General features: G+C 72.0%; 25 protein-coding genes and 1 riboswitch. Of the genes, 17 read left to right on the top strand and 8 right to left on the bottom strand.

The genetic code is table 11. The annotated features are described in order from the left end of the window. Nucleotides 1-211 precede the first annotated feature (211 nt). The 13 genes from hpnC to R2E43_RS04590 all read left to right on the top strand — a co-directional run bounded on the left by hpnC (nt 212) and on the right by R2E43_RS04590 (nt 13,986). The gene (hpnC, locus tag R2E43_RS04650) at nt 212-1,141 is read left to right on the top strand and encodes a squalene synthase HpnC (RefSeq protein WP_030872940.1); all 930 of its coding nucleotides are present in this window, start codon (nt 212-214) and stop codon (nt 1,139-1,141) included. Beyond that, nucleotides 1,138-2,088 (top strand): presqualene diphosphate synthase HpnD, encoded by a 951-nt coding sequence (gene hpnD / locus R2E43_RS04645; protein ID WP_003972236.1) that lies wholly within the window; start codon nt 1,138-1,140, stop codon nt 2,086-2,088. The genes hpnC and hpnD overlap by 4 nt, the downstream gene beginning before the upstream one ends. Then, nucleotides 2,088-2,246, top strand: coding sequence for a DUF6380 family protein (locus R2E43_RS04640; protein ID WP_037898215.1), 159 nt, complete (start codon nt 2,088-2,090; stop codon nt 2,244-2,246). The genes hpnD and R2E43_RS04640 overlap by 1 nt, the downstream gene beginning before the upstream one ends. Next, complete coding sequence (gene hpnE / locus R2E43_RS04635; RefSeq protein ID WP_030872942.1) at nt 2,243-3,679, top strand: hydroxysqualene dehydroxylase HpnE; 1,437 nt, start codon at nt 2,243-2,245, stop codon at nt 3,677-3,679. Before R2E43_RS04640 ends, hpnE begins: the two co-directional genes overlap by 4 nt. 68 nt (nt 3,680-3,747) lie before the next feature. Further along, entirely contained in the window at nt 3,748-4,812 is a 1,065-nt protein-coding gene (locus R2E43_RS04630) for a polyprenyl synthetase family protein (RefSeq protein ID WP_003972234.1), read from the top strand. Between the two features lie 116 nt (nt 4,813-4,928). After that, nucleotides 4,929-6,971 (top strand): squalene--hopene cyclase, encoded by a 2,043-nt coding sequence (gene shc / locus R2E43_RS04625; protein ID WP_265701386.1) that lies wholly within the window; start codon nt 4,929-4,931, stop codon nt 6,969-6,971. After that, complete coding sequence (locus tag R2E43_RS04620) at nt 6,971-7,612, top strand: lipoprotein (RefSeq protein ID WP_003972232.1); 642 nt, start codon at nt 6,971-6,973, stop codon at nt 7,610-7,612. The genes shc and R2E43_RS04620 overlap by 1 nt, the downstream gene beginning before the upstream one ends. Before the next feature lie 6 nt (nt 7,613-7,618). Then, on the top strand, nt 7,619-8,641 hold the full coding sequence (gene hpnH / locus R2E43_RS04615; RefSeq protein WP_030872948.1) for an adenosyl-hopene transferase HpnH: 1,023 nt from the start codon (nt 7,619-7,621) through the stop codon (nt 8,639-8,641). A 4-nt stretch (nt 8,642-8,645) separates the two neighbouring features. Then, complete coding sequence (gene ispG, locus R2E43_RS04610; RefSeq protein ID WP_191851372.1) at nt 8,646-9,800, top strand: flavodoxin-dependent (E)-4-hydroxy-3-methylbut-2-enyl-diphosphate synthase; 1,155 nt, start codon at nt 8,646-8,648, stop codon at nt 9,798-9,800. A 25-nt stretch (nt 9,801-9,825) separates the two neighbouring features. Then, on the top strand, nt 9,826-11,796 hold the full coding sequence (dxs, locus tag R2E43_RS04605; RefSeq protein ID WP_030873152.1) for a 1-deoxy-D-xylulose-5-phosphate synthase: 1,971 nt from the start codon (nt 9,826-9,828) through the stop codon (nt 11,794-11,796). After that, entirely contained in the window at nt 11,797-13,182 is a 1,386-nt protein-coding gene (locus R2E43_RS04600) for an aspartate aminotransferase family protein (protein WP_332055933.1), read from the top strand. Between the two features lie 73 nt (nt 13,183-13,255). After that, nucleotides 13,256-13,870, top strand: a complete 615-nt coding sequence (locus tag R2E43_RS04595; protein ID WP_332055932.1) for a helix-turn-helix domain-containing protein — start codon at nt 13,256-13,258, stop codon at nt 13,868-13,870. Beyond that, nucleotides 13,867-13,986 (top strand): DUF6126 family protein, encoded by a 120-nt coding sequence (locus tag R2E43_RS04590; protein ID WP_011031171.1) that lies wholly within the window; start codon nt 13,867-13,869, stop codon nt 13,984-13,986. The genes R2E43_RS04595 and R2E43_RS04590 overlap by 4 nt, the downstream gene beginning before the upstream one ends. Nucleotides 13,987-14,007: 21 nt before the next feature. On the opposite strand, the gene R2E43_RS04585 is transcribed toward R2E43_RS04590, so the two are convergent. Continuing rightward, a complete protein-coding gene (locus R2E43_RS04585; protein WP_016327864.1) occupies nt 14,008-14,805 on the bottom strand; it encodes a tyrosine-protein phosphatase in 798 nt (265 codons plus the stop codon). A 424-nt stretch (nt 14,806-15,229) separates the two neighbouring features. Then, a riboswitch (cyclic di-AMP (ydaO/yuaA leader) is annotated at nt 15,230-15,389 on the top strand. Nucleotides 15,390-15,391: 2 nt separating this feature from the next. Here R2E43_RS04585 and R2E43_RS04580 point away from each other — a divergent pair. Together R2E43_RS04580 and R2E43_RS04575 are read left to right on the top strand one after the other, a co-directional pair. Further along, entirely contained in the window at nt 15,392-16,330 is a 939-nt protein-coding gene (locus R2E43_RS04580) for a M23 family metallopeptidase (RefSeq protein ID WP_193487471.1), read from the top strand. A 243-nt stretch (nt 16,331-16,573) separates the two neighbouring features. After that, nucleotides 16,574-17,359 carry an SGNH/GDSL hydrolase family protein gene (locus R2E43_RS04575; RefSeq protein WP_003972223.1) on the top strand — a complete coding sequence of 262 codons (786 nt, stop codon included), beginning with the start codon at nt 16,574-16,576 and terminating at the stop codon, nt 17,357-17,359. Nucleotides 17,360-17,461: 102 nt separating this feature from the next. Here R2E43_RS04575 and R2E43_RS04570 read toward each other — a convergent pair whose 3' ends face one another. Then, nucleotides 17,462-18,082, bottom strand: a complete 621-nt coding sequence (locus R2E43_RS04570) for a TetR/AcrR family transcriptional regulator (protein WP_106518767.1) — start codon at nt 18,080-18,082, stop codon at nt 17,462-17,464. 150 nt (nt 18,083-18,232) lie between these two features. Here R2E43_RS04570 and R2E43_RS04565 point away from each other — a divergent pair, with 150 nt between their 5' ends. Beyond that, nucleotides 18,233-19,426: an MBL fold metallo-hydrolase gene (locus tag R2E43_RS04565; protein ID WP_030873148.1), complete on the top strand. Its 1,194-nt coding sequence runs from the start codon at nt 18,233-18,235 to the stop codon at nt 19,424-19,426. A gap of 138 nt (nt 19,427-19,564) precedes the next feature. Here the strand turns inward: R2E43_RS04565 and R2E43_RS04560 are convergent, their stop codons facing one another. Then, nucleotides 19,565-20,497: an MBL fold metallo-hydrolase gene (locus tag R2E43_RS04560; protein ID WP_030873145.1), complete on the bottom strand. Its 933-nt coding sequence runs from the start codon at nt 20,495-20,497 to the stop codon at nt 19,565-19,567. A gap of 76 nt (nt 20,498-20,573) precedes the next feature. Beyond that, entirely contained in the window at nt 20,574-21,260 is a 687-nt protein-coding gene (locus R2E43_RS04555) for a TetR/AcrR family transcriptional regulator (RefSeq protein ID WP_030873143.1), read from the bottom strand. Between the two features lie 458 nt (nt 21,261-21,718). On the opposite strand from R2E43_RS04555, the gene R2E43_RS04550 reads away from it, so the two are divergent. Then, a complete protein-coding gene (locus tag R2E43_RS04550; RefSeq protein ID WP_189285516.1) occupies nt 21,719-22,924 on the top strand; it encodes an oxygenase MpaB family protein in 1,206 nt (401 codons plus the stop codon). Between the two features lie 25 nt (nt 22,925-22,949). On the opposite strand, the gene R2E43_RS04545 is transcribed toward R2E43_RS04550, so the two are convergent. From R2E43_RS04545 to R2E43_RS04530, 4 genes are all read right to left on the bottom strand, one after another. Further along, entirely contained in the window at nt 22,950-24,113 is a 1,164-nt protein-coding gene (locus tag R2E43_RS04545) for a TetR/AcrR family transcriptional regulator (protein WP_332055931.1), read from the bottom strand. Between the two features lie 160 nt (nt 24,114-24,273). Then, nucleotides 24,274-25,365, bottom strand: coding sequence for an NAD(P)-dependent alcohol dehydrogenase (locus R2E43_RS04540; protein ID WP_332055930.1), 1,092 nt, complete (start codon nt 25,363-25,365; stop codon nt 24,274-24,276). Further along, on the bottom strand, nt 25,362-25,829 hold the full coding sequence (locus R2E43_RS04535) for a DUF4334 domain-containing protein (protein WP_030873137.1): 468 nt from the start codon (nt 25,827-25,829) through the stop codon (nt 25,362-25,364). Before R2E43_RS04535 ends, R2E43_RS04540 begins: the two co-directional genes overlap by 4 nt. Nucleotides 25,830-25,851: 22 nt before the next feature. Further along, nucleotides 25,852-26,523, bottom strand: coding sequence for a TetR/AcrR family transcriptional regulator (locus R2E43_RS04530; RefSeq protein ID WP_030873136.1), 672 nt, complete (start codon nt 26,521-26,523; stop codon nt 25,852-25,854). Between the last annotated feature and the right edge of the window lie 43 nt (nt 26,524-26,566).

Genomic DNA, 26,566 nt, shown 5'->3' with positions numbered 1-26,566 from the left:
TACAACGTAAGCTGTACCGGTCCCGAAACGCGGCACATGGGGCGATAATGCCCGACACCCTGGAGCGGGCCTGCCGCGCGGGTGGCGGGGCGGCGTGTCCGAAATAGTGTGTATTGGGTCGGCAGTGTAGAACGGGAGATGTGACGGCAATGGCGACGGAAACTCCCCAGCTCCGCGAAGCGTGCGCCGTCCCCGCCCAGGGCAGCCCGCGATGACGGTCACCGACACGGCGCACGCCGTCGACCCGGAGCGCGGCACCCTCGCCAAGGCCGCCGACGAGAACTTCCCCGTCGCCCCCTTCTTCCTGCCCCGCGCCTGGCGCACCGACCTCATGGCCGTCTACGGCTTCGCCCGTCTCGTCGACGACATCGGCGACGGCGACCTCGCCCCGGGCGGAGCGGACGCCCGTCTGCTCGGCGTCCCCGAGGACCGCGCCGACGACCGACTGCTGATGCTGGACGCCTTCGAGGCGGACCTGCGTCGTGTCTTCGACGGCTCCGACGGCTCCGACGGCTCCGACGGTGCGCCCCGCCACCCGCTGCTGCGCCGTCTGGTGCCCACCGTGCGCCGCCGCGCGCTGACCCCCGAGCCCTTCCTCGGCCTGATCGCCGCCAACCGGCAGGACCAGATGGTCGCACGGTACGAGACCTACGACGACCTCCTCGCCTACTGCGAGCTGTCCGCCAACCCCGTCGGCCGTCTCGTCCTCGCCGTCACCGGCACCTCGACCCCCGAACGGATCCGCCGCTCCGACGAGATCTGCACCGCCCTGCAGATCGTCGAGCACCTCCAGGACGTCGCCGAGGACCTCGGACGGGACCGGATCTACCTGCCCGCCGAGGACATGAAGCGCTTCCACGTCCAGGCGGCGGACCTCGCCGCGCCCAGCGCGAACGCCTCCGTGCGCGCGCTGATCGCCTACGAGGCCGCCCGCGCCCGCGACCTGCTGAATGAAGGCGCCCCCCTGGTGGGTAGCGTCCACGGCAGGCTGCGACTGCTCCTGGCGGGCTTCGTGGCGGGTGGCAGGGCGGCGCTGAACGCGATCGCCGCGGCGGATCACGACGTACTTCCCGGCCCGCCCAAGTCAGGCAAGGTCCACTTGCTGCGCGAGGCGGGCGTGGTCCTGCGAGGAGAGGGGTGATCGGGTCCGTGGAGTCGTCAGCGAACATGCCGGCACCGGTGCTCGCCGCCTACAGCTACTGCGAGGCCGTCACCGGTCAGCAGGCACGCAACTTCGCCTACGGCATCCGGCTGCTGCCCACGCCCAAGCGGCGGGCGATGTCCGCGCTGTACGCGTTCTCGCGCCGGGTCGACGACATCGGCGACGGAGTGCTGGCGGACGACGTCAAGGTCACCCGGCTGGACGAGACCCGGGCCGTGCTCGCCCGGATCCAGGACGGCGCGGTCGAGGAGGACGACACCGACCCGGTCGCCGTCGCCCTCGCCGACGCGGCCCGGCGGTTTCCCATCCCGCTCGGCGGCCTCGACGAGCTGATCGACGGCGTCCAGATGGACCTGCGCGGCGAGACCTACGAGACCTGGGACGACCTGAAGGTCTACTGCCGCTGCGTGGCGGGCGCCATCGGACGCCTCTCGCTCGGCGTCTTCGGCACCGAACCGGGGGCGCGCGGCGCCGAGCGCGCGCCCGAGTACGCCGACACGCTCGGGCTCGCGCTGCAGCTCACCAACATCCTGCGCGACGTCCGGGAGGACGCCGAGGGCGGGCGCACCTACCTGCCCGCCGACGACCTCGCCAAGTTCGGCTGCGCGGCCGGATTCAACGGCCCGACACCACCCGAGGGCTCCGACTTCGCGGGCCTCGTGCACTTCGAAGTGCGTCGGGCCCGCGCCCTTTTCGCCGAGGGCTACCGGCTGCTGCCCATGCTCGACCGGCGCAGCGGCGCCTGCGTGGCCGCCATGGCCGGCATCTACCGCCGTCTCCTGGACCGCATCGAGCGCGACCCCGAGGCCGTACTGCGCGGCCGGGTCTCCCTGCCGGGACGCGAGAAGGCGTACGTCGCCGTGCGCGGCCTGTCCGGCCTCGACGCCCGGCACGTCACCCGGCGGACCGTCAGGAGGCGCGCCTGATGGACACACCGGGCACACTCGACACCCGGGACCCGTACGAAACCGGCGGCGGGCAGTGGCGGGCAACCCTGCGCTGGCGGTCGGCGTCCCTGACTGAGACGGTCAGCCGTACGCCGTTCAAACACCGCGGCGGCCGGACAGGGAAGGGCGCACCATGACGCAGGGCAAGGGCACGCGCGAGGGCGGAGTGCTCGCGGACGTCTCGGCCCTCGGCCCCGGCGGGCATGCCGTCGTGGTCGGCGGCGGACTCGCGGGGGTCACCACCGCGCTGGCACTGGCGGACGCCGGTGTGCGCGTCACCCTGCTCGAAGGACGCCCCCGGCTCGGCGGGCTCGCCTTCTCCTTCCAGCGCGGCGACCTCACCGTCGACAACGGCCAGCACGTGTACCTGCGCTGCTGCACCGCCTACCGGTGGTTCCTCGACCGGATCGGCGGAGCCGCGCTCGCACCGGTGCAGGAACGTCTCGACGTGCCCGTGGTCGACCTGGCGAGGACCGAGGGTAACCGGCTCGGCAGACTGCGGCGCGACGCGCTGCCCGTCCCCCTGCATCTGGGGCGCAGCCTCGCGACCTACCCGCACCTCTCCCTCGCCGAGCGCGCCTCGGTGGGACGCGCCGCGCTCGCGCTCAAGGGGCTCGACCTCGCCGATCCGAGCCTGGACACCCAGGACTTCGGCAGCTGGCTGACCGCGCACGGTCAGTCGGCGCGTGCCGTCGAGGCCCTGTGGGACCTGGTCGGGGTCGCCACCCTCAACGCGGTCGCGGGCGACGCCTCGCTGGGGCTCGCCGCGATGGTGTTCAAGACCGGTCTGCTGTCCGACCCGGGAGCGGCCGACATCGGGTGGGCCCGTGTCCCGCTGGGCGAACTGCACGACCGGCTGGCCCGCAAGGCGCTCGACTCCGCGGGCGTCCGTACCGAGGTCCGTACACGCGTCACCTCCGTCTCCGTAAACGAGAACGGCGGCTGGAGCGTTCAGGTTCCCGGCGAGACGCTCGAAGCGGACGCCGTCGTCCTCGCCGTACCCCAGCGCGAGGCCCACGACCTGCTGCCGGACGGTGCGCTGGACGCCCCGGAAAATCTTCTGCGGATCGGCACCGCGCCGATCCTCAACATCCACGTGATCTACGACCGCAAGGTGCTCGCCACGCCGTTCCTCACGGCCCTCGGCACCCCGGTCCAGTGGGTGTTCGACCGCACCGAGGCCTCCGGGCTGAAGGAGGGTCAGTACCTGGCGCTGTCCCAGTCGACCGCGCAGAACGACATCGACGAGCCCGTGGCCGTGCTGCGCGAGCGGTACCTGCCCGAACTGGAGCGGCTGCTGCCGCGCACCCGGGGTGCCGAGGTGAAGGACTTCTTCGTGACCAGGGAGCGCACCGCCACGTTCGCCCCCGCCCCCGGCGTCGGGCGCCTCAGGCCCGGCGCCCGCACCAAGGCACCCGGCCTCTACCTGGCCGGAGCGTGGACCGCCACCGGGTGGCCCGCGACCATGGAGAGTGCGGTTCGCAGCGGTGTCGGTGCGGCGGCCGCCGCGCTCGGCGCCCTGGGCCGGTCCCGCGGCCTCCTTCCCGATTTCTTCGAGGAGGCGGCGTGAAAGCCGATCCGCGCGGGACCGGCTCCCGCACTCCCGGCACCGCAACTGGAGGAAAGACTGTGCCCACTGTGCCCCCGGCCCCGACGGCCGATCGACGGACCACGGTGGACGTGACCGCGCTTCTGGAGCGCGGCCGGACCCTGGCCACGCCGGTCCTGCGGGCGGCGGTCGACCGCCTGGCCCCTCCCATGGACACCGTCGCCGCCTACCACTTCGGCTGGATCGACGCCCAGGGCAACCCCGCGGACGGCGACGGCGGCAAGGCCGTCCGCCCCGCGCTCGCCGTGCTCTCCGCCGAGGTCACCGGCGCCGCCCCCGAGGTCGGTGTGCCCGGCGCGGTGGCCGTGGAACTGGTGCACAACTTCTCCCTCCTGCACGACGACCTGATGGACGGCGACGAGCAGCGCCGCCACCGCGACACCGTCTGGAAGGTGCACGGCCCCGCCCAGGCCATCCTGGTCGGCGACGCCCTGTTCGCCCTCGCCAACGAGGTGCTGCTCGAACTGGGCACCGTCGAGGCCGGGCGGGCCACCCGCCGCCTGACCAAGGCCAGCCGCTCCCTGATCGACGGTCAGGCCCAGGACATCTCCTACGAGCACCGCGACCGCGTCAGCGTCGAGGAGTGCCTGGAGATGGAGGGCAACAAGACCGGTGCCCTGCTCGCCTGCGCCAGCTCCATCGGCGCGGTGCTCGGCGGCGCCGACGAACGCACCGCCGACACCCTGGAGAAGTACGGCTACCACCTCGGTCTCGCCTTCCAGGCCGTCGACGACCTGCTCGGCATCTGGGGCGACCCGGACGCCACCGGCAAGCAGACCTGGAGCGACCTGCGCCAGCGCAAGAAGTCGCTGCCGGTCGTCGCCGCCCTCGCGGCCGGCGGGGCCGCCTCCGAGCGGCTCGGCGAGATCCTCACGGCCGACGCCAAGGCCAGCGACTTCGCGAACTTCTCCGAGGAGGAGTTCGCGGCCCGCGCCGCCCTCATCGAGGAAGCGGGCGGGCGGGAGTGGACCGCCGACGAGGCGCGTCGCCAGCACACCATCGCCATCGAAGCCCTCGACGCCGTCGACATGCCCGACCGGGTGCGGGACCGGTTCACGGCCCTCGCGGACTTCGTCGTCGTACGAAAGAGATGATCATTATCGGTCGAATAGCCCTCGCGTAGTCGCCGGCCGGTGTCGTGGAGACACGAGCACCGGCCGACGGCGGACCCAGCAGACGCACCACATGCACACTGCACGAAGGGGAAGCCATGACAGCGACGACCGACGGAAGCACCGGAGCCTCCCTGCGGCCCCTGGCAGCCTCGGCCAGCGACACCGACATCACGATCCCCGCCGCGGCGGCCGGGGTACCCGAAGCCGCCGCCCGCGCCACCCGGCGTGCCACCGACTTCCTGCTCGCCAAGCAGGACGCCGAGGGCTGGTGGAAGGGCGACCTCGAGACGAACGTCACGATGGACGCCGAGGACCTGCTCCTGCGTCAGTTCCTGGGCATCCAGGACGAGGAGACCACCCTCGCCGCCGCGCTGTTCATCCGCGGCGAGCAGCGCGAGGACGGCACCTGGGCCACCTTCTACGGCGGCCCCGGCGAACTGTCCACGACCATCGAGGCCTACGTCGCCCTCCGCCTGGCCGGCGACTCACCCGAAGCGCCCCACATGGCGCGGGCCGCGGAGTGGATCAGGTCCCGCGGCGGCATCGCCTCCGCCCGGGTCTTCACCCGGATCTGGCTGGCCCTGTTCGGCTGGTGGAAGTGGGACGACCTGCCCGAACTCCCGCCGGAGCTGATCTACTTCCCCACCTGGGTCCCGCTCAACATCTACGACTTCGGCTGCTGGGCCCGGCAGACCATCGTGCCGCTCACCATCGTCTCCGCGAAGCGGCCGGTGCGTCCCGCGCCGTTCCCGCTGGACGAACTGCACACCGACCCGGCCCGCCCCAACCCGCCACGCCCCCTGGCACCCGTGGCCAGCTGGGACGGCGCCTTCCAGCGCATCGACAAGGCCCTGCACGCCTACCGCAAGGTCGCCCCGCGCCGGCTGCGCCGGGCCGCGATGAACAGCGCCGCCCGCTGGATCATCGAGCGGCAGGAGAACGACGGCTGCTGGGGCGGCATCCAGCCGCCTGCGGTCTACTCGGTCATCGCCCTCTACCTGCTCGGCTACGACCTCGAACACCCCGTGATGCGCGCGGGACTGGAGTCGCTGGACCGTTTCGCCGTCTGGCGCGAGGACGGCGCCCGGATGATCGAGGCCTGCCAGTCCCCGGTGTGGGACACCTGCCTGGCCACCATCGCGCTGGCCGACGCGGGCGTGCCCGAGGACCACCCGCAGCTGGTGAAGGCCTCGGACTGGATGCTCGGCGAACAGATCGTGCGCCCCGGCGACTGGTCGGTGAAGCGCCCCGGACTCCCGCCCGGCGGCTGGGCGTTCGAGTTCCACAACGACAACTACCCCGACATCGACGACACCGCCGAGGTGGTCCTCGCCCTGCGCCGGGTCAGGCACCACGACCCGGAACGGGTGGAGAAGGCGATCGGGCGCGGGGTGCGCTGGAACCTCGGCATGCAGTCGAAGAACGGCGCCTGGGGCGCCTTCGACGTCGACAACACCAGCGCCTTCCCCAACCGGCTGCCGTTCTGCGACTTCGGCGAGGTCATCGACCCGCCGTCCGCGGACGTCACCGCGCACGTCGTCGAGATGCTCGCCGTCGAGGGCCTCGCCCACGACCCGCGCACCCGCCGCGGCATCCAGTGGCTGCTCGACGCCCAGGAGACGGACGGTTCGTGGTTCGGCCGCTGGGGCGTCAACTACGTCTACGGCACCGGTTCCGTGATCCCCGCGCTGACCGCGGCCGGACTGCCCACCTCGCACCCGGCCATCCGCCGGGCGGTGCGCTGGCTGGAGTCCGTCCAGAACGAGGACGGCGGCTGGGGCGAGGACCTGCGCTCCTACCGCTACGTCCGGGAGTGGAGCGGCCGGGGCGCCTCGACCGCCTCGCAGACCGGCTGGGCGCTGATGGCCCTGCTGGCGGCAGGGGAGCGGGACTCCAAAGCCGTGGAGCGCGGCGTCGCATGGCTCGCGGCCACCCAGCGGGAGGACGGCTCCTGGGACGAGCCCTACTTCACGGGCACCGGCTTCCCGTGGGACTTCTCCATCAACTACAACCTCTACCGCCAGGTCTTCCCGCTCACCGCTCTCGGCCGGTACGTCCACGGGGAGCCCTTCGCCAAGAAGCCCCGCGCGGCCGACGCCCCCGCCGAAGCCGCCCCGGCCGAGGTGAAGGGCAGCTGATGACCCCGCAGACCGGCCCGTCCCCGCTGCTGATCGCCTGCGCGCTCGGCATCGAGCACCTCGCCCTGCGCACCGGCGACCGCGCCGGCGCCGGCGGGCCGGTCACCGTCCTGCGCACCGGCATGGGTCCCAGGGCGGCCGAACGCTCGGTCACCCGGGTCCTCGCCGACCCGGCGCTCGAGGGCGCCGCCGTGCTCGCCACGGGCTTCTGCGCCGGACTCTCGCCCGGCATGCACCCCGGTGACCTGGTCGTCGCCGAGGAGACCCGGGACCCGCGCTCCACCGTCCCCTGCGTCGCGACCGACCGGCTCGTCAAGGAACTCGCGCGAGCCGTCCCCGGGCGCACCGTCCACACCGGGCCGCTGACCGGCTCGGACCACGTCGTCCGCGGCCCCGAACGCGCCGACCTGCTCGCGACCGGCGCGATCGCCGTGGACATGGAGTCCGCGGCCACGCTCCTGAGCGCCGTCCGCACGGGCCCGCGCCCGGTTGCGGCCGTCCGAGTGGTCGTGGACGCTCCAGAACACGAACTCGTCCGGATCGGCACCGTGCGCGGTGGAATATCGGCCTTCCGTGTTCTTCGATCCGTTCTTCCCGCATTTTTCGAATGGCACCGTTCTTTGTTGCTTCCCCGGAGGTGAGCCCAGATGGCCATGCCGCTGCGCCAGTCCATCAAGGTCGCTACATACCTGGCCGAACAGAAGATTCGCCGACGGGACAAGTTCCCGCTCATCGTGGAGCTGGAACCGCTCTTCGCCTGCAACCTGGCGTGCGAGGGATGCGGCAAGATCCAGCACCCCGCCGGTGTGCTCAAGCAGCGCATGCCGGTCGCACAGGCCGTCGGGGCGGTGCTGGAATCGGGCGCGCCGATGGTCTCCATCGCCGGCGGCGAGCCCCTGATGCACCCGCAGATCGACGAGATCGTCCGGCAGTTGGTGGCCAAGCGGAAGTACGTCTTCCTCTGCACCAACGCCATGCTCATGCGCAAGAAGATGGACAAGTTCAAGCCCTCGCCGTACTTCGCCTTCGCGGTGCACATCGACGGACTGCGCGAGCGGCACGACGAGTCCGTGGCGAAGGAGGGCGTGTTCGACGAGGCCGTGGAGGCCATCAAGGAGGCCAAGCGGCGCGGCTTCCGGGTGACCACCAACTCGACCTTCTTCAACACCGACACCCCGCAGACCATCGTCGAGGTGCTCAACTTCCTCAACGACGACCTCAAGGTCGACGAGATGATGATCTCGCCCGCCTACGCCTACGAGAAGGCACCCGACCAGGAGCACTTCCTGGGCGTGGAGCAGACCCGCGAGCTGTTCAAGAAGGCCTTCTCGGGCGGCAACCGGGCCCGCTGGCGGCTCAACCACTCCCCGCTGTTCCTCGACTTCCTCGAGGGCAAGGTCGACTTCCCGTGCACCGCGTGGGCGATCCCGAACTACTCCCTCTTCGGCTGGCAGCGCCCCTGCTACCTGATGAGCGACGGCTACGTCCCGACGTACCGGGAGCTGATCGAGGAGACCGACTGGGACAAGTACGGCCGCGGCAAGGACCCGCGCTGCGACAACTGCATGGCGCACTGCGGCTACGAGCCCACCGCCGTCCTGGCCACCATGGGCTCGCTCAAGGAGTCCCTGCGCGCCATGCGGGAGACGGTCTCCGGGAACCGGGAGTGACGTCGTGACCGCCATCCCCTTGGGGCTCCCCGGGGTACCGGTCCGGCCGATCGCCGAGCGGCGCGTGTCGCGGCGGATCCAGGTCGGGCCGGTGGCGGTCGGGGGCGGGGCTCCGGTGTCGGTGCAGTCGATGACGACCACCCGTACGTCCGACATCGGGGCCACGCTCCAGCAGATCGCCGAGCTGACGGCGTCGGGCTGCCAGATCGTCCGGGTGGCCTGCCCCACCCAGGACGACGCCGACGCGCTGCCCGTCATCGCGAGGAAGTCGCAGATCCCGGTGATCGCGGACATCCACTTCCAGCCCAAGTACGTCTTCGCCGCGATCGAGGCCGGCTGCGCGGCGGTCCGGGTGAACCCGGGCAACATCAAGCAGTTCGACGACAAGGTCAAGGAGATCGCCAAGGCGGCGAAGGACCACGGCACGCCCATCCGCATCGGTGTGAACGCCGGCTCCCTCGACCGCCGCCTGCTCCAGAAGTACGGCAGGGCGACCCCCGAGGCCCTCGCCGAGTCCGCCCTCTGGGAGGCGTCGCTCTTCGAGGAGCACGACTTCCGCGACATCAAGATCTCGGTCAAGCACAACGACCCGGTCGTCATGGTCGAGGCCTACCGCCAGCTCGCCGCCCAGTGCGACTACCCGCTGCACCTGGGGGTGACGGAGGCCGGGCCCGCGTTCCAGGGCACCATCAAGTCCGCCGTCGCCTTCGGCGCGCTGCTCTCGCAGGGCATCGGCGACACCATCCGGGTGTCGCTCAGCGCCCCGCCGGTCGAGGAGATCAAGGTCGGCATCCAGATCCTCCAGTCGCTGGGGCTGAGGGAACGCCGGCTGGAGATCGTCTCCTGCCCGTCCTGCGGCCGCGCCCAGGTCGACGTCTACAAGCTGGCCGAGGAGGTCACCGCCGGGCTGGAGGGCATGGAGGTGCCGCTGCGCGTGGCCGTCATGGGCTGCGTCGTCAACGGCCCCGGTGAGGCCCGCGAGGCGGACCTCGGCGTCGCCTCCGGCAACGGCAAGGGGCAGATCTTCGTCAAGGGCGAGGTCGTCAAGACCGTGCCCGAGTCGAAGATCGTGGAGACCCTCATCGAGGAGGCGATGAGGATCGCGGAGCAGATGGAGAAGGACGGCGCCTCGGGGGCGCCGGCCGTCACCGTGAGCTGAAACGCGGACCGAAGGGGGCCCGAGCGTGACGATTCTGGAGAACATCCGGGGACCACGCGACCTGAAGGCGCTGTCCGAGGCGGAACTCGGTGAACTGTCCGACGAGATACGTGACTTCCTGGTGCACGCGGTCGCCCGCACCGGCGGTCACCTCGGACCCAACCTCGGCGTGGTGGAACTCACCGTCGCCCTGCACCGGGTCTTCGAGTCGCCGGACGACCGCATCCTGTGGGACACCGGCCATCAGAGCTATGTGCACAAACTCCTGACCGGACGTCAGGACTTCTCCAAGCTGCGGAGCAAGGGCGGCCTGTCCGGCTACCCCTCGCGCGAGGAGTCCGCGCACGACGTCATCGAGAACAGCCACGCCTCCACCGTCCTCGGCTGGGCCGACGGCCTCGCCAAGGCCCGCCAGGTGCAGGGGGAGCGCAGCCACGTCGTCGCCGTCATCGGTGACGGCGCGCTCACCGGCGGCATGGCCTGGGAGGCGCTGAACAACATCGCGGCGGCCAGGGACCGGCCACTGATCATCGTCGTCAACGACAACGAACGCTCGTACGCGCCGACCATCGGCGGCCTCGCCAACCACCTGGCGACCCTGCGCACCACCGACGGCTACGAGCGGGCCCTGGCCTGGGGCAAGGACGTGCTCCAGCGCACGCCCGTGGTGGGCCACACCGTCTACGAGGCCCTGCACGGCGCCAAGAAGGGCTTCAAGGACGCCTTCGCCCCGCAGGGGCTCTTCGAGGACCTGGGACTGAAGTACCTCGGTCCGATCGACGGGCACGACATCGGCGCCGTCGAGTCGGCGCTCCGCCGCGCGAAGCGCTTCCACGGCCCGGTGCTCGTGCACTGCCTCACCGAGAAGGGCCGCGGCTACGAGCCCGCCCTGCGCGACGAGGAGGACCACTTCCACACGGTCGGCGTGATGGACCCGCTCACCTGCGAGCCGCTCGGCCCGGCGGGCGGGCCGTCCTGGACCTCCGTGTTCGGTGAGGAGATCGTCCGGATCGGCGAGGAGCGCGCGGACGTGGTGGCGATCACCGCGGCCATGCTGCACCCGGTCGGTCTCGCCCCTTTCGCCGAACGGTTCCCCGACCGGGTCTGGGACGTCGGCATCGCCGAGCAGCACGCCGCCGTCTCCGCCGCCGGCCTCGCCACCGGCGGACTGCACCCGGTCGTCGCCGTCTACGCCACCTTCCTCAACCGCGCCTTCGACCAGCTCCTGATGGACGTGGCCCTGCACCGCTGCGGCGTCACCTTCGTCCTGGACCGGGCCGGCGTCACCGGCGTCGACGGCGCCTCGCACAACGGCATGTGGGACATGTCCGTCCTCCAGGTCGTCCCCGGACTGCGGATCGCCGCCCCGCGCGACGCCGACCAGCTGCGCGCCCAGCTGCGCGAGGCGGTCGCCGTGGACGACGCGCCGACGCTGCTGCGCTTCCCGAAGGAGTCCGTCGGCCCCGCCGTACCCGCCGTCGACCGGATCGGCGGCCTGGACGTCCTGCACGCCGCCAACCGGTCCGAGGTGCTGCTCGTGGCGGTGGGCGTGATGGCACCCGTCTGCCTCGGGGCCGCCGAACTCCTCGAGGCCCGCGGCATCGGCTGCACCGTCGTCGACCCGCGCTGGGTCAAGCCGGTCGACCCGGCGCTCGCACCGCTCGCGGCCCGGCACCGGCTGGTCGCCGTGGTCGAGGACAACAGCCGGGCCGCCGGGGTCGGTTCCGCGGTGGCGCTGGCGCTCGGCGACGCCGAGGTCGACGTCCCCGTGCGCCGCTTCGGCATCCCCGAGCAGTTCCTCGCGCACGCCAAGCGCGCCGAGGTGCTCGCGGACATCGGCCTCACCCCGGTCGACGTCGCCGGGCGGATCGCCGCGAGTCTGGCCCTCGCCGAGCCGGCCGGGGACCGGGCGGGTGGACCGGCAGTGGAACAGCCCGGCGACGGACGGATGTCCGGCGACGGACGGATCGTCATGCCAGCGCAAGGAGAGAACTGAATGACCAAGGAGTTCGACCTCGCCGCGCTCTTGGCCGAGCGCGGGGCCGAGCGGTACGAGCTGCACGCCAGGCACCTCAACCACCAGCTGCCGCGCATGCTGCACACCATCGGCTTCGACAAGGTCTACGAGCGGGCCGAGGGCGCGCACTTCTGGGACGCGGACGGCAACGACTACCTGGACATGCTCGCCGGGTTCGCGGTGATGGGCCTGGGCCGCCACCACCCGGTCGTCCGCAAGGCGCTGCACGACGTGCTCGACGCCTCGCTCGCCGACCTGACCCGCTTCGACTGCCCGCTGCTGCCGGGCCTGCTGGCCGAGAAGCTGCTCTCCTACAGCCCGCACCTGGACCGCGTCTTCTTCGGCAACAGCGGCACCGAGGCCGTCGAGACCGCGCTGAAGTTCGCCCGGTACGCGACCGGCAGACAGCGGATCCTGTACTGCCCGCACGCCTTCCACGGACTGACGGCCGGCTCCCTCTCCGTCAACGGAGAGGACGGCTTCCGCAAGGGCTTCGCACCGCTGCTGCCCGACACCGCCGTCCCGCTCGGCGACCTCGACGCCCTGGCGCGGGAGCTGAAGAAGGGCGACGTGGCCGCCCTGATCGTGGAGCCGGTCCAGGGCAAGGGCGTGCACGAGGCCCCGCCCGGCTACCTGCTCGCCGCGCAGGAGCTGCTGCACCGGCACAAGGCGCTGCTGATCGCCGACGAGGTGCAGACGGGCCTCGGCCGGACCGGCAAGTTCTACGCCTACCAGCACTCGGACGGGGTGGAGCCCGACCTGGTCTGCGTGGCCAAGGCGCTGTCCGGCGGATACGTCCCGGTGGGGGCCACCCTGGGCAAGGACTGGATCTTCCAGAAGGTGTACTCCTCGATGGACCGCGTGCAGGTCCACTCGGCGAGCTTCGGGTCCAACGCACAGGCCATGGCCGCCGGGCTCGCGGTGCTGTCGGTGATGGAGAACGAGGAGATCGTCGCGAACGCCGCGGCGGTGGGGGAGCGGCTGAAGTCCCGGCTTGCGGAGCTGGTGGACCGCTACGAGCTGCTCGCCGACGTCCGGGGCCGCGGACTGATGATCGGCATCGAGTTCGGCCGGCCCAGGTCCCTGAAGCTGCGCAGCCGCTGGACGATGCTACAGGCGGCGCGGAAGGGACTGTTCGCGCAGATGGTGGTCGTGCCGCTGCTGCAACGGCACCGGATCCTGACCCAGGTGTCCGGCGACCACCTGGAGGTGATCAAGCTGATCCCGCCGCTGATCGTCGACACCGACGACGCCGACCGGTTCGTCGACGCCTTCACGGAGGTGATGGAGGACGCGCACCATGGCGGTGGCCTGATGTGGGACTTCGGGAAGACCCTGGTCAAGCAGGCGGTGGCCAACCGCTGAGCGCACCCTCCGGGTCTTTTGCCTCTGAGGCAAGGAATTTGCCTGGCGGGCAAGATTCGGGCTGAATGGAGGCATGAGCTCCTCCGAGACCGGCCCCGCCGAGGGGGCGGTCGCCGCCGTCGCGCCCCAGCTGCGTGAGCTGCGGCGGCGGGCCGCCCTCACCCTGGAGGCCGCCGCCCGCGCCGCAGGGCTCTCGCCCGCCCACCTCTCCCGCCTGGAGACCGGGCAGCGCCAGCCCTCGCTGCCGATGCTGCTCTCCCTCGCCCGGGTCTACGGTACGACCGTCGCCGAGCTGCTGGGCGAGTCGGCCGCGGACCGGGACGCCGTCGTGCGCGCCGCCGACATGGAACCCACCGCCGCGGGCGGCTGGACGTACTGGCGGGCCGGAGCGCCGGGCTGCGGCATGCAGGCCCTGCGCGTCCAGGTTCCGTACGGCTCCCAGGGCGACGTCGTGCGGGTGCACCCCGGCGAGGAGTGGCTGCACGTCCTGCGGGGCCGGCTGCGACTGCGCCTCGGGGACACCGAGCACCGGCTCACCGCGGGGGACAGCGCCCACTTCGACTCGATGACCCCGCACCGGATCGCCGCGCAGGACCCCGACGGGGTCGAGCTGCTGTTCGTCCACACCCTGCTGCAGAGCCCGACGGCCGCCCTGTGCCTCGGCCCGACCCCTGGAGAGACGCCATGAGCACCATGCAGGAGAAGTTCCCGCGCGCCCTGTGGGTGCGGCTGATCGTCTACATCGCCCTGGGGCACGTCTTCGGCGGCTTCCTCTACCTGCTGTTCGAGGTGGGCGCCAAGTAGCGCCGGGCGCGGGCGGGTGGGTCAGTCCAGCATCCGCTCGCGCAGCCGCTCCCGGGTCGCGGGAGTGAGGCGCAGGCCCTGCTCCAGATAGGCGTCGACGCCGCCCCACGTCTCCTCGACGGTCTCGAAGGCCGCCGCCAGGTACTCGGCGCGCGCGTCGAACAGAGGGCTGAGCAGCTCCATGACCTCGGGGGAGTAGGCCGAGGCCGCGGAACCGCTGCGGCGCACCTTGTAGCGGCGGTGCGCGGCGTTCGACTTCAGGTAGTCCTCGACGACGGCCTCGCGCTCGACACCCAGGGCGAGCAGCGTGACGGCGATCGACAGGCCCGCGCGGTCCTTTCCGGCGGCGCAGTGCATCAGGGCCGGGACGCTGTCCTCGGCGAGCGCGTGCAGGATGCGGGAGTGCTCCGCGGTGCGCTCCGTGACGATCGCGCGGTAGGAGCCGATCATCCGGTCCGCGGCCTTGCCGTCGGCCAGGATCTCGCGCAGCTGGTCGAGGTCGCCGTCACGGACCATCTTCCAGAACTCGGCGCCGTCGGCCGGGTCGCTCAGCGGCAGGTTCACATTGCGCACGCCCGGCAGGTCGACGTCCGGGCCCTCGAGCTTCTGGTCGGCCGCGTTGCGGAAGTCGAAGATCGTGTGCAGGCCCAGCGAGGCCAGGAACGCGGCGTCCTCCCCGGTGGCGTGAGCCAGGTGACCGCTGCGGAACAGCACCCCCTGCCGCACCCGCCGCCCGTCCACGGTCGGCAGTCCGCCCACGTCCCGGAAGTTGCGCACGCCGGTCAGCTCGGGTTCGGTCGACGGGACCTGCTGCGTCACGGGGGCTCCTCCCACTCCGCCCCGCCGCCGCTGCTCGCCGGCGGGCTCCACCCGACGATACGGCATCACCCGGGCGCGAAATGGAGCCCCGAGGGATATTCCGGGCCGATTAGAGCCTTCTGTCCGAATTGGTGGCTTAATAACAACTGGCCCTGAAATGGCGGAGGGTGAAGGTGAGGCGCGTGAGCAGCGTCATATCCGTGACCGTGCGTTGCCCGTCATGTTCACGTAATTCAACTGTTTCTCAAGGGGCTTTAAGCAAAAGCGCGCGACGGAAATCGACGCAGGGTTACCGGATATTCCCGTAAAGGATCAATCGGAACACCTGCCGGGGGAACCCTTCGCTTGTCCCTGTGCGTCTTGGTCCCTTACGTTCACCACCGATCCGGACGGACGCCTAATCCTGCCGCCGACCGGAGCCCGCACTCATCGACCACCCGTACACGGCAGGAGCGGGGGACCCACAGGTAGAACTGCCTGTTCCGGTTCCCGGAACGGCTTGGGGTAAAGCCGCGCTCCGGCGCGGCCGGGCATCTCCAGCCCGCACCCGACAGCTCACCTCGCAGGCGCCGGAGAGGAATTCACCATGCCCGCGAAGGGTAAGCACCGCCGTACCAGGGCCATGCGCCTGACCCGCACCATCGCCGTCGCCGGGACCGGTGGCGCCGCGCTCGCGCTCCCGCTGATGGGTGCCGCCGCCGCCAACGCCGCTCCCGCGCACTCCGTTTCCGAGCAGGCCGTGCAGTCCGTTCCGGCGTCCGCCAAGAAGGCCGCCGCCGAGAAGAACTCCGACTCGCGCACCTACACCGTGAAGAGCGGCGACTACCTCTCGAAGATCGCCGACGAGCAGGACGTCGACGGCGGCTGGAAGAAGCTCTACGCGGACAACCGCGAGGCCGTCGGTTCCGACCCGTCGCTGATCCACCCCGGTCTCAAGCTCTCGATCGACGGCCAGGCCGCCAAGCCGTCGGCGCCGTCCTCCGCGCAGTCGCAGAAGCCCGCGCAGAAGTCCGCCGAGAAGCCTGCGGAGAAGACCGCCGCGAAGCCGGCCCAGAAGTCGACGGACGCCGAGAAGGCCTCCTCCTCGGACACCGGCAGCCAGTCCACGGGCACCACCAGCGGCTACACCTCCCCCGTCGCGGGCGGCACCGTCGGCACCCCGTACCACCAGTCCGGCAGCATGTGGTCCAGCGGCTACCACACCGGCACCGACTTCGTCGTCCCGACCGGCACCTCCCTCAAGGCCGTCGGCGCGGGCACCGTCGTCTCCGCCGGCTGGGGCGGCGCGTACGGCAACCAGGTCGTCATCCAGCTCGCCGACGGCCACTACGCCCAGTACGCCCACCTCTCCTCGCTCTCCGTCTCCACCGGTCAGTCGGTGACGGCGGGTCAGCAGGTCGGCCTCTCGGGTGCCACCGGCAACGTGACCGGCCCGCACCTGCACTTCGAGATCCGCACCACGCCGGACTACGGCTCGGACATCGACCCGCTGGCGTTCCTGCGCTCGCACGGCGTCTCCGTCTGACGACCGGTTCCGCGCGGCCCCCGCGCACCGAAGGCCGGACCCCGATCCCCGGGTCCGGCCTTCGGCGTGTCCGGACCCGGTGCGCGCGCCGTACAGGCCCCTCGCCGTATTCCGGAATTGACGAATACTTTAGGCGTGGCCTTTCTCACCGCCCGTCAATCCCTTCCTACGGTCGCGTAGGTCACATTCCAAGGTGAATCATGGGCCGATGTGGCAGACGATTCGAAGAGTGACAGCAGAGCAGTGATCGGGTCGTACGTGGCGGTGGGGGACAGCTTCACCGAGGGCGTCGGCGACCCCGGCCCCGACGGGGCGTTCGTCGGCTGGGCCGACCGGCTCGCCGTACTGCTCGCGGACCGGCGCCCCGAGGGCGACTTCACGTACACGAACCTCGCCGTGCGCGGCAGGCTCCTCGACCAGATCGTGGCGGAACAGGTCCCGCGGGTCGTCGGACTCGCGCCCGACCTCGTCTCGTTCGCGGCGGGCGGCAACGACATCATCCGGCCCGGCACCGATCCCGACGAGGTCGCCGAGCGGTTCGAGCTGGCGGTGGCCGCGCTGACCGCCGCGGCCGGAACCGTCCTGGTAACCACCGGGTTCGACACCCGGGGGGTACCCGTCCTCAAGCACCTGCGCGGCAAGATCGCCACGTACAACGGGCACGTCCGCGCCATCGCCGACCGCTACGGCTGCCCGGTCCTCGACCTGTGGTCGCTGCGGAGCGTCCAGGACCGCAGGGCGTGGGACGCCGACCGGCTGCACCTGTCGCCGGAGGGGCACACCCGGGTGGCGCTGCGCGCGGGGCAGGCCCTGGGCCTGCGCGTCCCGGCCGACCCTGACCAGCCCTGGCCGCCCCTGCCGCCGCGCGGCACGCTCGACGTCCGGCGCGACGACGTGCACTGGGCGCGCGAGTACCTGGTGCCGTGGATCGGGCGCCGGCTGCGGGGCGAGTCGTCGGGCGACCACGTGACGGCCAAGGGGACGCTGTCGCCGGACGCCATCAAGACGCGGATCGCCGCGGTGGCCTGACGCGGAGGCCGGTGCGGTCCCGGCGCACCGGCGGGCCGGCGTCCCGAGGGGCCGGTATCCCGAGGGGCCGGTGTCCGGGACGGGCCGGCGTCCGGACGGGCGCTAGCGCCGCGTCGGTGTCAACGCCGCCCGCTCCAGGCCCAGTTCCCGGGCCAGGGCGTCGTCCACCCACTCCTGCGCCCGGGCCCGCGACACCGTGCCCGTGTACGAGGTGAGCTGCACCGCCAGCCCGTCCAGCAACGCCGTCAGCCGCAGGGCCGCGGCGTCCGGCTCGGCGCAGGAGAACTCACCGGCGGCCACGCCCTCGGCGATGACCTCGGCGATCGCCGCCTTCCACTGGCGGTCCAGCTCGCGGGTGACCTCCCGCAGCGCGGGCTCGCGCGGCGCCGCCGCCCAGCCCTCGATCCACAGCCGCCAGCCCTTGGCCGGCCCGGTCGGCGCGTACCACCGCACGGCCGCCCGCAGCCGGCGCAGCGCCGACGTGCGACGGGCGAGCAGCCCCCGCAGCTGGGCGAGGTCGTCCTCGGCGGCACGCGTGAACGCGGCGGCGACCAGGCGCTCCTTCGTGGAGAAGTGGTAGAGCACCAGGGCGTTGCTGACGCCGAGCGCCGCGGCCACGTCGGCGATCCGCAACGCCGCCACGCCCCGCGCCGATATCTGCTCGATGGCGGCGCCCAGCAGCTCCTCGCGCCGCTCCGCCACGCTCAACCGCACTCTCCCCACGCACGTCACCCTATACAGGCGCCACGACGTGCGCCGACGCCCTGCCCGGTCGCTGCGGACCGGGGAACACGGATGTCACATCCGTCGTTCGAGGTGGCGTAGGACGAGACGACCATAATGAGAGCCTGAACCACTCCACCTGGAGGTACCGTGGCCGCTTTCCGTTCCCCGAGTCCCGGGTTCAGCGTGCCCCGGCCCGCGGCCTTCGGCGCCGACCCGAGCGGTGAGCGCATGGCGCGCATCCGCAGATCGCCGCACTTCCGCGACGGCGTCTTCCAGAACCCCGGAGGCACGGCACGGACCCGGCCCTCCGGATCGGCCGCCGAATTCGCCAAGATCTACTTCAACAAGGAGGCGCGGCTGCGCCGGTCCCCGCAGGGACCGGTCCCGGTACACGCCACCACCCTGGCCGACCTCGCCCGGCCGCCCGCCACCGGGCTCCGGCTGACCTGGATGGGCCACTCCAGCGTGCTCGCCGAGATCGACGGGCAGCGCGTGCTCTTCGACCCGGTGTGGGGCGAGCGCTGCTCCCCCTTCCCCTTCGCCGGCCCCAAGCGCCTGCATCCGGTCCCGCTGCCACTGGCCGCCCTGGGCCCGGTCGACGTGGTCGTCATCTCCCACGACCACTACGACCACCTGGACATGCCCACCATCAAGGCACTGGCCGGCACGGACACCGTGTTCGCCGTGCCGCTCGGCGTCGGCGGCCACCTCGAACACTGGGGTGTCTCCCCCGACCGGCTGCGCGAGCTGGACTGGCACGAGTCGACGCGCGTCGGCGGCCTCACCCTCACCGCCACCCCGGCCCGGCACTTCTGCGGGCGCGGGCTGCGCAACACCCAGCACACCCTCTGGGCGTCCTGGGTCGTCGCCGGTGCCGAGCACCGCGTGTACCACAGCGGTGACACCGGCTACTTCGACGGATTCCGCGACATCGGCGCCGCGCACGGCCCCTTCGACGCCACGATGATCCAGCTCGGGGCGTACGCCGAGTTCTGGCCGGACATCCACATGACGCCCGAGGAGGGCGTCCGTGCCCACCTCGACCTCCAGGGCGGCGGTCCGCACGGCGCCCTGCTGCCGATCCACTGGGGCACCTTCAACCTGGCGCCGCACGCGTGGGCGGAGCCGGGGGAGTGGACGAAGGACGCGGCCGAGGAGGCCGGTCAGCCGGTGGCGTTCCCGCGGCCGGGGGAGCCGTTCGAGCCGGCGGGGGAGCTGCCGGGGGAGGCGTGGTGGCGGGCGGTCTCCCAGCCGATCGCCCACCCGTGGCGGCGCCTCGAGACCGCTCGCAGTGCGGCCGGGAAGAGCAGGAGCGAGCTCGGGCTCGCGGGCGAGGGCTGACACCGGCCGGGGACGAGCCGGGGAGATGCTCCGGCGCTGGAGTGTCTCCCGGAGCGTGTTACGGAGAAGGACCAAGCTGCCGCCTACCGCCCCTCCGCGTCGCCGCCGGGTCGGGGCGGACCTGGTTGCCCGCCGGGTTCAGCCGCGCGGGAACGCGGCCCATTCGCTGATGGCGAAGCCGTCACCGTCCTGCCGGACTTCGGCGGCTCCGTGGCCGGGCCAGTGGGCCGGGACGACGAGTTCACGCAGCTCGGCAGCGCGGGAGAGGTAGGAGGTGCGGGTCTTGGCCGCGAGCTGGAGGTCGTCGCAGAAGCAACTGTTCCATCCGGGGTTGAGGACTTGGACGGGACTGTGCACCATGTCCCCGACGAAGACGGCGCGGTCCGTGCCCGATCGCAGCGTGACGACGGACGATCCCGGAGTGTGGCCCGGTGCGGCCTCCAGCCGCAGGTTGCCGTCGATGCGGTGGTCGTCCTCCCACAGCACCGCCTGTCCGGCCCGGTGGACGGGGGCGATGCTGTCGTTGTAGACGAGCTTGCTGCCCTCCCAGCGGACGCGTTCGTGCTCGTCGCGTGGTGCCCGGCCGCGGCGGGCGCCTTCCGGGTCGAAGTACAGGTCGTCGGGGCGGGGTATCAGGTAGACGGCGTTGGGGAAGGTGGGGACCCATGCGCCGTCGCGCAACTCGGTGTTCCAGCCGACGTGGTCGTAGTGGATGTGCGTGTTGACAACGACGTCGACGTCTTCGGGTGCGACGCCGACCGCGTTCAGGCGGGCGAGGAAGTCCGTCTTCAGCCCCGCGAACTGCGGAATCTGCGGGCGCTCCCGGTCGTTCCCGATGCCGGTGTCCACCAGAACGGTCTTGCCCTCGCTGCGCAGGACCCAGGTCTGGACGTGGCAGCGGTAGGCATCATCGGCCGGAGTCCAGAAGTCCGGCTCGAGCCACCCCCGGTTACGACGCCATGTCTCCTCGTCGCTGTCCGGAATGATGAAGCGGGCGGTGCGGATGGGGCCGGACCACTCGATGACGCGTGCGATCTCGACGTCGCCGAGGGTAATGGTGTCTGCGGTCATTGCAGGTCCTTGAGCGTGGGTGGGACGGGTCGGGCACGGAATCGGACACCGGTGCCACGGTCGCGCGGCGGGCTGGTCAGACGGACTGCCCAGGCCCGTCTGCCGCGGGTGCGTAGCGGGCCAGGAAGGTGAGTACCGCTTCCTCGATCACCACCTCCGGCGGTGCCTGACCGGCAACCTCCTCCTCGAAGGCCATGACCCTCGGCCAGACGAGGAACTCCTGGACGAGCCCCATGAACTGACGTGCTGCCAGATGAGTGTCCGGGCATCGAAGCAGGCCTCGGCGGACCAGGCTGTCGAGGCAGTCGGCGAACGTGACCACGACCGGCCCCTTCCCCAGCCGGTAGAACTCGTCCGCGATCCATGGCAGGCGTGCGGATTCGGTCACCACGAGCTGGGCGAAACGGATCTGGTCGGTCTCGGTGGCGAAGTGTTGGAGCGACTGGGCGAACCCTCGCAGGACCTCCTCGGCGCTCGCGTCGGGCCCGCACTCGGCGATGTCCCGGCCCGGGCCGGCGAACGCCGACCAATGGTGGCGGACCATCTCCCGGAAGACCGTCTCCTTCGAACCGAACCGGTTGTAGACGGTCTGCCGTGAGACTCCGGCGCGCGCGGCGATCCGCTCCAGGTTGACACCGTCGTAGCGGTCGGCCAGGAAGAGTTCCTTCGCCGCCGCGAGGATCTTCTGCTCGGAGGCCGAGCCACGTCCGGCGGGCTCCTTGCGCCGGGTCTTCGGCCGGTCCGCGTTCAGCTGCTCGGACATGCCATCTCATCCCTCGCTCGTATCCACATCGCCATGACCGGTCGGGGCGTCGCCGCGCCGCCGTCGTACGGCCCTCGGGGTGTCTTGAGGTAGGCGTCGTCCGATCCTCCCCGAGTCGGAATCTAGACTTTACAGTACAGTCTAATTAGATGGTCGGCAAGCCATGTCGCTGTCCATGTCCGACCGCATTCGCGAGACCTTCCCGTCTGCGCCGCGTCGGCGCACCCCGCCCGGCACGGGCCCCTGCCGCGGATCGGGCCGCGCCCGTCGAACCGCCCCCATGCCTGTGACGCGGCCCCGACGAACCCTCCGTCACGCCCATTGCTCACGCCTTCCCGCCTCGCTATGTTAATGAGAAATCACATCACTCGGCAGGACTCGAAGTGTGGTGGTCACTCAACTGACGTGCGAGAACGGCTCACTGAACCGTCTGACCCCCAGGGAAGCGGGTTAAGTCAATGGAGAATCTCAGCAGGCGAGGAGTCCTGTCGCTCGGTGTCGCGCTCGGGCTCGTGGGCGTGGCGGACGGCGCGAAGGCGTGGGCGTGGCCGTCGGCGGACTCGGTGGCCGGCGCCGGCACGGGCGCCGATCCGGAGTACGTGTGGGACAGCGCGACGGACCCCCTGATGGCCGCGCTGCTCGAGAACGGCAGCGTTCCGTCGATCAACACCGCGATGGCCGGGTGGGTGAACAACGCCGACCCGCTGCCCGGCGGATTCCCGGCGGAGCTCACCGCGCATCTGCGGCAGGTCAACCGGCTGCCGTCCTGGGCCGACCGGACCAAGCTGACCCGCGCGGCCGACTTCAACCGGCGCCGGGACACGTACCTGTTCATGCTGTACGGCCTCGGCGGCGGCATCATGAGCACCGTCATCCCGCGCGAGGCCAGGAGCGTCTACTGGTCGGCGGGCGGCGCCGACATGCAGGACCGCGCCGCCAAGACGTTCACCTTCGGCTACGACCTGTCCCAGCTGAAGGCGTTCGAGCCGACCGGGCAGTTCGTCGTCACCGCCAACAAGACCCGGCTGGTGCACGCCGCCGTCCGGCACCTGCTGCCGCGGTCGCCGCACTGGACGTCCGGCGCGGACCAGGACATCCCGATCAGTGCCGCCGACATCCTGGTCACCTTCCACAGCCTGGGAACCTACGTGCGCAGCAAGCTGATCGAGTGGAAGGTCCCGTTCCCGGCCGCGGACCAGGAGGCGTTCCTGCACTCCTGGCAGGTCGCCCTCCACCTGCTGGGGGTGCCGGACGAGTACATCCCCAAGACCTGGGCGGCCGCGGAGGCGCAGTCCGCGCAGGTGCTGACCCCGATCCTCGCCCCGACGACCGAGGGCATCAAGCTCGCCGAGGAGCTGCTCGGCCTGACCGCGCAGATCGACCTCGGCGTCACCCGCGGGTTCCTGAACGAGTTCGTGCGCTACGTCCTCAGCGACGAGGTCGGCGACTGGCTGGGGTTGCGGCGCGACCCGGTGGCGGCGGCCCTGGTCCGCACCGCGTGGCCCGCGTACATCAAGTTCCGGGAGGGACTGTCGCCGATCATGCCCGGCACCTTCTACCTGGTCGACCAGTTCGTGCGCGCCCTGGCCATGCTGTTCCTCAACAAGGGCTCCTCCGGGGCCACCACCCCGATCACCATCCCCACCGGCAACAGGCCGGGCTGACCCACCGGCCCGCCCGGCCGCCCGCTCACAGGCCCAGGGCCGCCACGACCAGCGCGGTCACGGCGCCACGGTGGTCGGGGCCGTCCCGCCAGCGCAGGCTGCGGCCGGCCTCGACCACCACCCCGAACCCCGCGTGCACCAGCACCCGGGCCTGACGCGGGTCGAGTTCCGGACGGGCCAGCCGCAACTGCTGCTCCCAGACGGCGATGTGCTCCCGCTGCGCGTGGATCAGGGGCCGCCGCAGATCCGCGGGCAACCCGGCCAACTCGGCCTCGGCGACGCTGTTGAGCGCGGTGTACTCGAAGCTGTAGGCCACGTAGGTGGCCGCCAGCGCGGCCACGGCCTCGTGCGGGCCGGTCACCTCGCGCAGGCTCCGCTCCACTCCCTGGGCCAGCAGACCCGCCGCCTGGAGGCACGCCGCCGCCAGGATGTCGACCTTGCCGGAGTAGTGGCGGTAGAGCGCCGACGGGGCCAGCCCCACCTCCCGCGCGATCTGGCCGTTGGTGACGTTGGCGAACCCGTCCCGCGCGAACAGCGGCACGGCGGCGGCGAGGATCTCCGCCCGCCGGGTGCGCGGCACCGGCTGGGCGGGCAGTTCTACCGGGCGGACGCCGTCGCCCGCCGCGGCCGGGCCGGCGGCGGCCACGCGCAGCGCCGACGCCGACAACAGGCTCTCCGCCCGGCGCGCGGCGATCGAGGTGCGGTGCATCGTGACGGAACCGATCGCCCCCAGGGCGGCCACGGCCCGCAGCCGCTCGTCGGCCGGCGGGTACTCCCGCCGCACCGCCTCGTCGACCCGCCCGACGATCCGCCCGAACTTCGCCCGCAGGCGCCTGCGGTCCTCACGGTTGAGGTAGCGGGCCTCCCACCGGTACACGCCCCCCGACGCCCGGTACGCGACCGTGACCCCGGCGACGGCGTCGAGCACATCCGTCAGGGGCGCCCCGGGCGGCACCTCGTCGAGCGCGGCCACCAGCCCCTGGGCCATGACGTCGGCACACTCGGCGAAGAGCGCGTACTTGTTCGGGAAGTGCCGGTACAGGGCCGCCGCGGTGATGCCGACGCCCGCGGCGATCTCCTCCATGGACGCCCGGTGGTAGCCGCGTTCGCTGAAGACCCGGCCCGCCGCCTCGACGATGAGCTGCCTGCGGTTGCGGGGCCGGGCGGCCGTGGTCGGATCGGTGGTCACGGCCGGACGGGCGGATGCGGATGCGGGGGCGGGACCATGCGCTTCAGTCAACCACACCTCTCCCGGGCCGCCCCGGCCTTCCCGGCACCTGGTCCGCAGGTCCGCCGCGGCCCCGGCGCCCGTCCCCCGGCGCCCGTCCCCCCGGTCGGCCGTGCCGCCCTCAGGAGAAGGTGAGGACCGGCTTCACCGCGCTTCCGTCGCGCATGGCGGCGACGGCGGCGCCGATCTCCTCGAAGGCGAAGGTGGTGACCAACCGGTCCACCGGAAAGAGCCCCCGCCGGTGCAGGGCGATCAGCTCCGGGACGAAGCGGGCGGGGTCGGAGTCGCCCTCCATCACCCCGTGCAGGCGGACCCCCTTGGTCATCAGGCGCGTCATGTCGAACGTCACCTCACCGCCGAGGCCGAGGAGGGCGAGCGCACCGCGTGGACGCAGCGCCGCGACGGCCCGGTCGAGCATCCCGGGCCGGCCCGTGGTGTCCACCACGTGGTGCGCCCCGCCGTCGGTGAGCTGCCGCACCGCCGCGACGAGAGCGTCGTCCGGCGGCAGGGCGGCCCTGGCCCCGAGTGCGCGGGCCAGGTCCCGCCGGGAGGCGACCGGATCGACGGCCAGCACCGGGTCGCAGCCCACGGCCACCGCGGCCATCAGCGCGCTCAGCCCCACCCCGCCGGCCCCGAGCACCACGAGCGAGGTGCCCGGCTCGGGGCGCAGCCGGTTGAGCACCGTCCCCGCCCCCGTCTGACCTCCGCACCCCAGGGGCGCCGCGAGCGTCGCGGGCAGGTCGGCGGGCACCCTGACCACGCCGCGCTCGTGGACCACGGCGTACGTGGCGAAGCTGGACTGTCCGAAGAAGCCGCCGTGCAGCGGGGCGCCGTCCAGGCGGAGCGGGGTGCTGCCGTCCCCGCGCCCGCCGGAGAGGTTGAGGTCCCGCGCCGCGTCGCAGTACGCGGGATGCCCCGCGGTGCACTGCCCGCACCCGCCGCAGCTGGCGAAGGTGAGGCAGACGGTGTCCCCCGGCACGAGACCGGTCACCTCCGCGCCCACCGCCTCGACCCGGCCGGCGCCCTCGTGGCCGAAGACCATGGGGGTCAGCCGCCGGGGCCAGCCGGCCTGGATGCCCAGATCCGTGTGGCACACCCCGGCCGCGGTCATCCTGACCAGCACCTCGCGCGGACGCGGGTCCTCCAGCTCCACCTCCAGGACGGTGAACGGGGCGCCCGGCTCCCGGACGACCGCGGCACGGGCACGCCTCACGCGCGCTCCAGGAAGAAGTAGTAGTAAGGACCCTCGGCGGGCACGCCCTTGGCGTTCATGATGCCCATGAGGGTGGTGTCGTCCACCCGCTTGAAGTGGTCGAGGACCGGCCGGCCGTCGTAGACCATCGTGGCCGTCGACTCGCCGCGGAACTCCACCGTCCACAGGCTGGCCTCGCCCTTGCCCAGTTCCACGTCGGAGTACAGCTCGCCCGCCGAGTCCCGGCACATCAGCGGCTTGGCGTCGTGCACCGAGGCGAAGGTCTTGCCGTACCAGCCCGCCTTCGCCAGCTCGCCGTTGAGCGGGTGGCCGGTGTCGAACTCGCCGCCCTTCCATTCGCCGAGGATCTCCTCGGGCCGGACGGTGTCCAGTACGGCCCACACCTCGTCCAGCGCGGCCGCCTCCACCCGGCCCTTCGTCTCGCGCAGCGTCTGGAAGCGGGTACGGGCCTGGAGCTGGTCCATGAGGGGCGTCCTCTCGTCGATGTCATCGGGAGCCGTACGGTGCCGGGGCCCGCGGCGCGGGGGCGGGCAGTTGGTGCCCCACGGTGCCCAGGCTCAGCAGGACGTGGCGTTCGGCGACCTGTTCCGCGGTGAGGGGCCCGTCGGGGCGGAACCAGTTGGCGACGCCCTGGCACATGATCAGGACCGCGCGCACGGCGTCGGCCGGGATGTCGGTGGTGAACACGCCCTCGGCGCGCCCGGCTTCGACCGTGTCGAGCAGCATGTGCTGGAGGTAGTCGCGCAGGGCCACGTAACGCGCCCGGTTGGCCGGCTCCAGGCTGCGTATCTCGGTGTCCAGGAACGCCAGCGACCTCCGGTGGGCCATGTAGAGCACGATCGACTCGACCATGCCGCAGAACCGCGCCAGCGGAGCGGGCCCCGCCTCCGCGGCCGCCGCCCGGCAACGGTCCAGGACGTCCTTGATGGACGTCTCCAGCAAGGTGGCCAGCAGGGCCTGCTTGTTCTCGTAGTGGTAGTACAGCGCGGGCACGGTGACGCCGACCCGGCCGGCGATGTTGCGGACCGAAGTGCCGTGGTAGCCGTGCTCGTTGAAGGCCTCCATGGCGTGAACCAGGATCGGGTGCAGATCCAGCGGTCCGTAGGAACGCCAGTGCCGCGCCGTGGCCGTGCTGTCCTGGCTCTGCTCGGTGCTCAACAACGTCTCCTCGGAATCAGTGCCTTCCCCGGGAGCTTAGCGA

The organism is Streptomyces violaceoruber (assembly GCF_033406955.1).
In the GTDB taxonomy this organism is placed as follows: domain Bacteria; phylum Actinomycetota; class Actinomycetes; order Streptomycetales; family Streptomycetaceae; genus Streptomyces; species Streptomyces violaceoruber.
The sequence above is the reverse complement of the archived record's forward strand: the minus strand, read 5'-3'. Positions and strand labels throughout refer to the sequence as shown.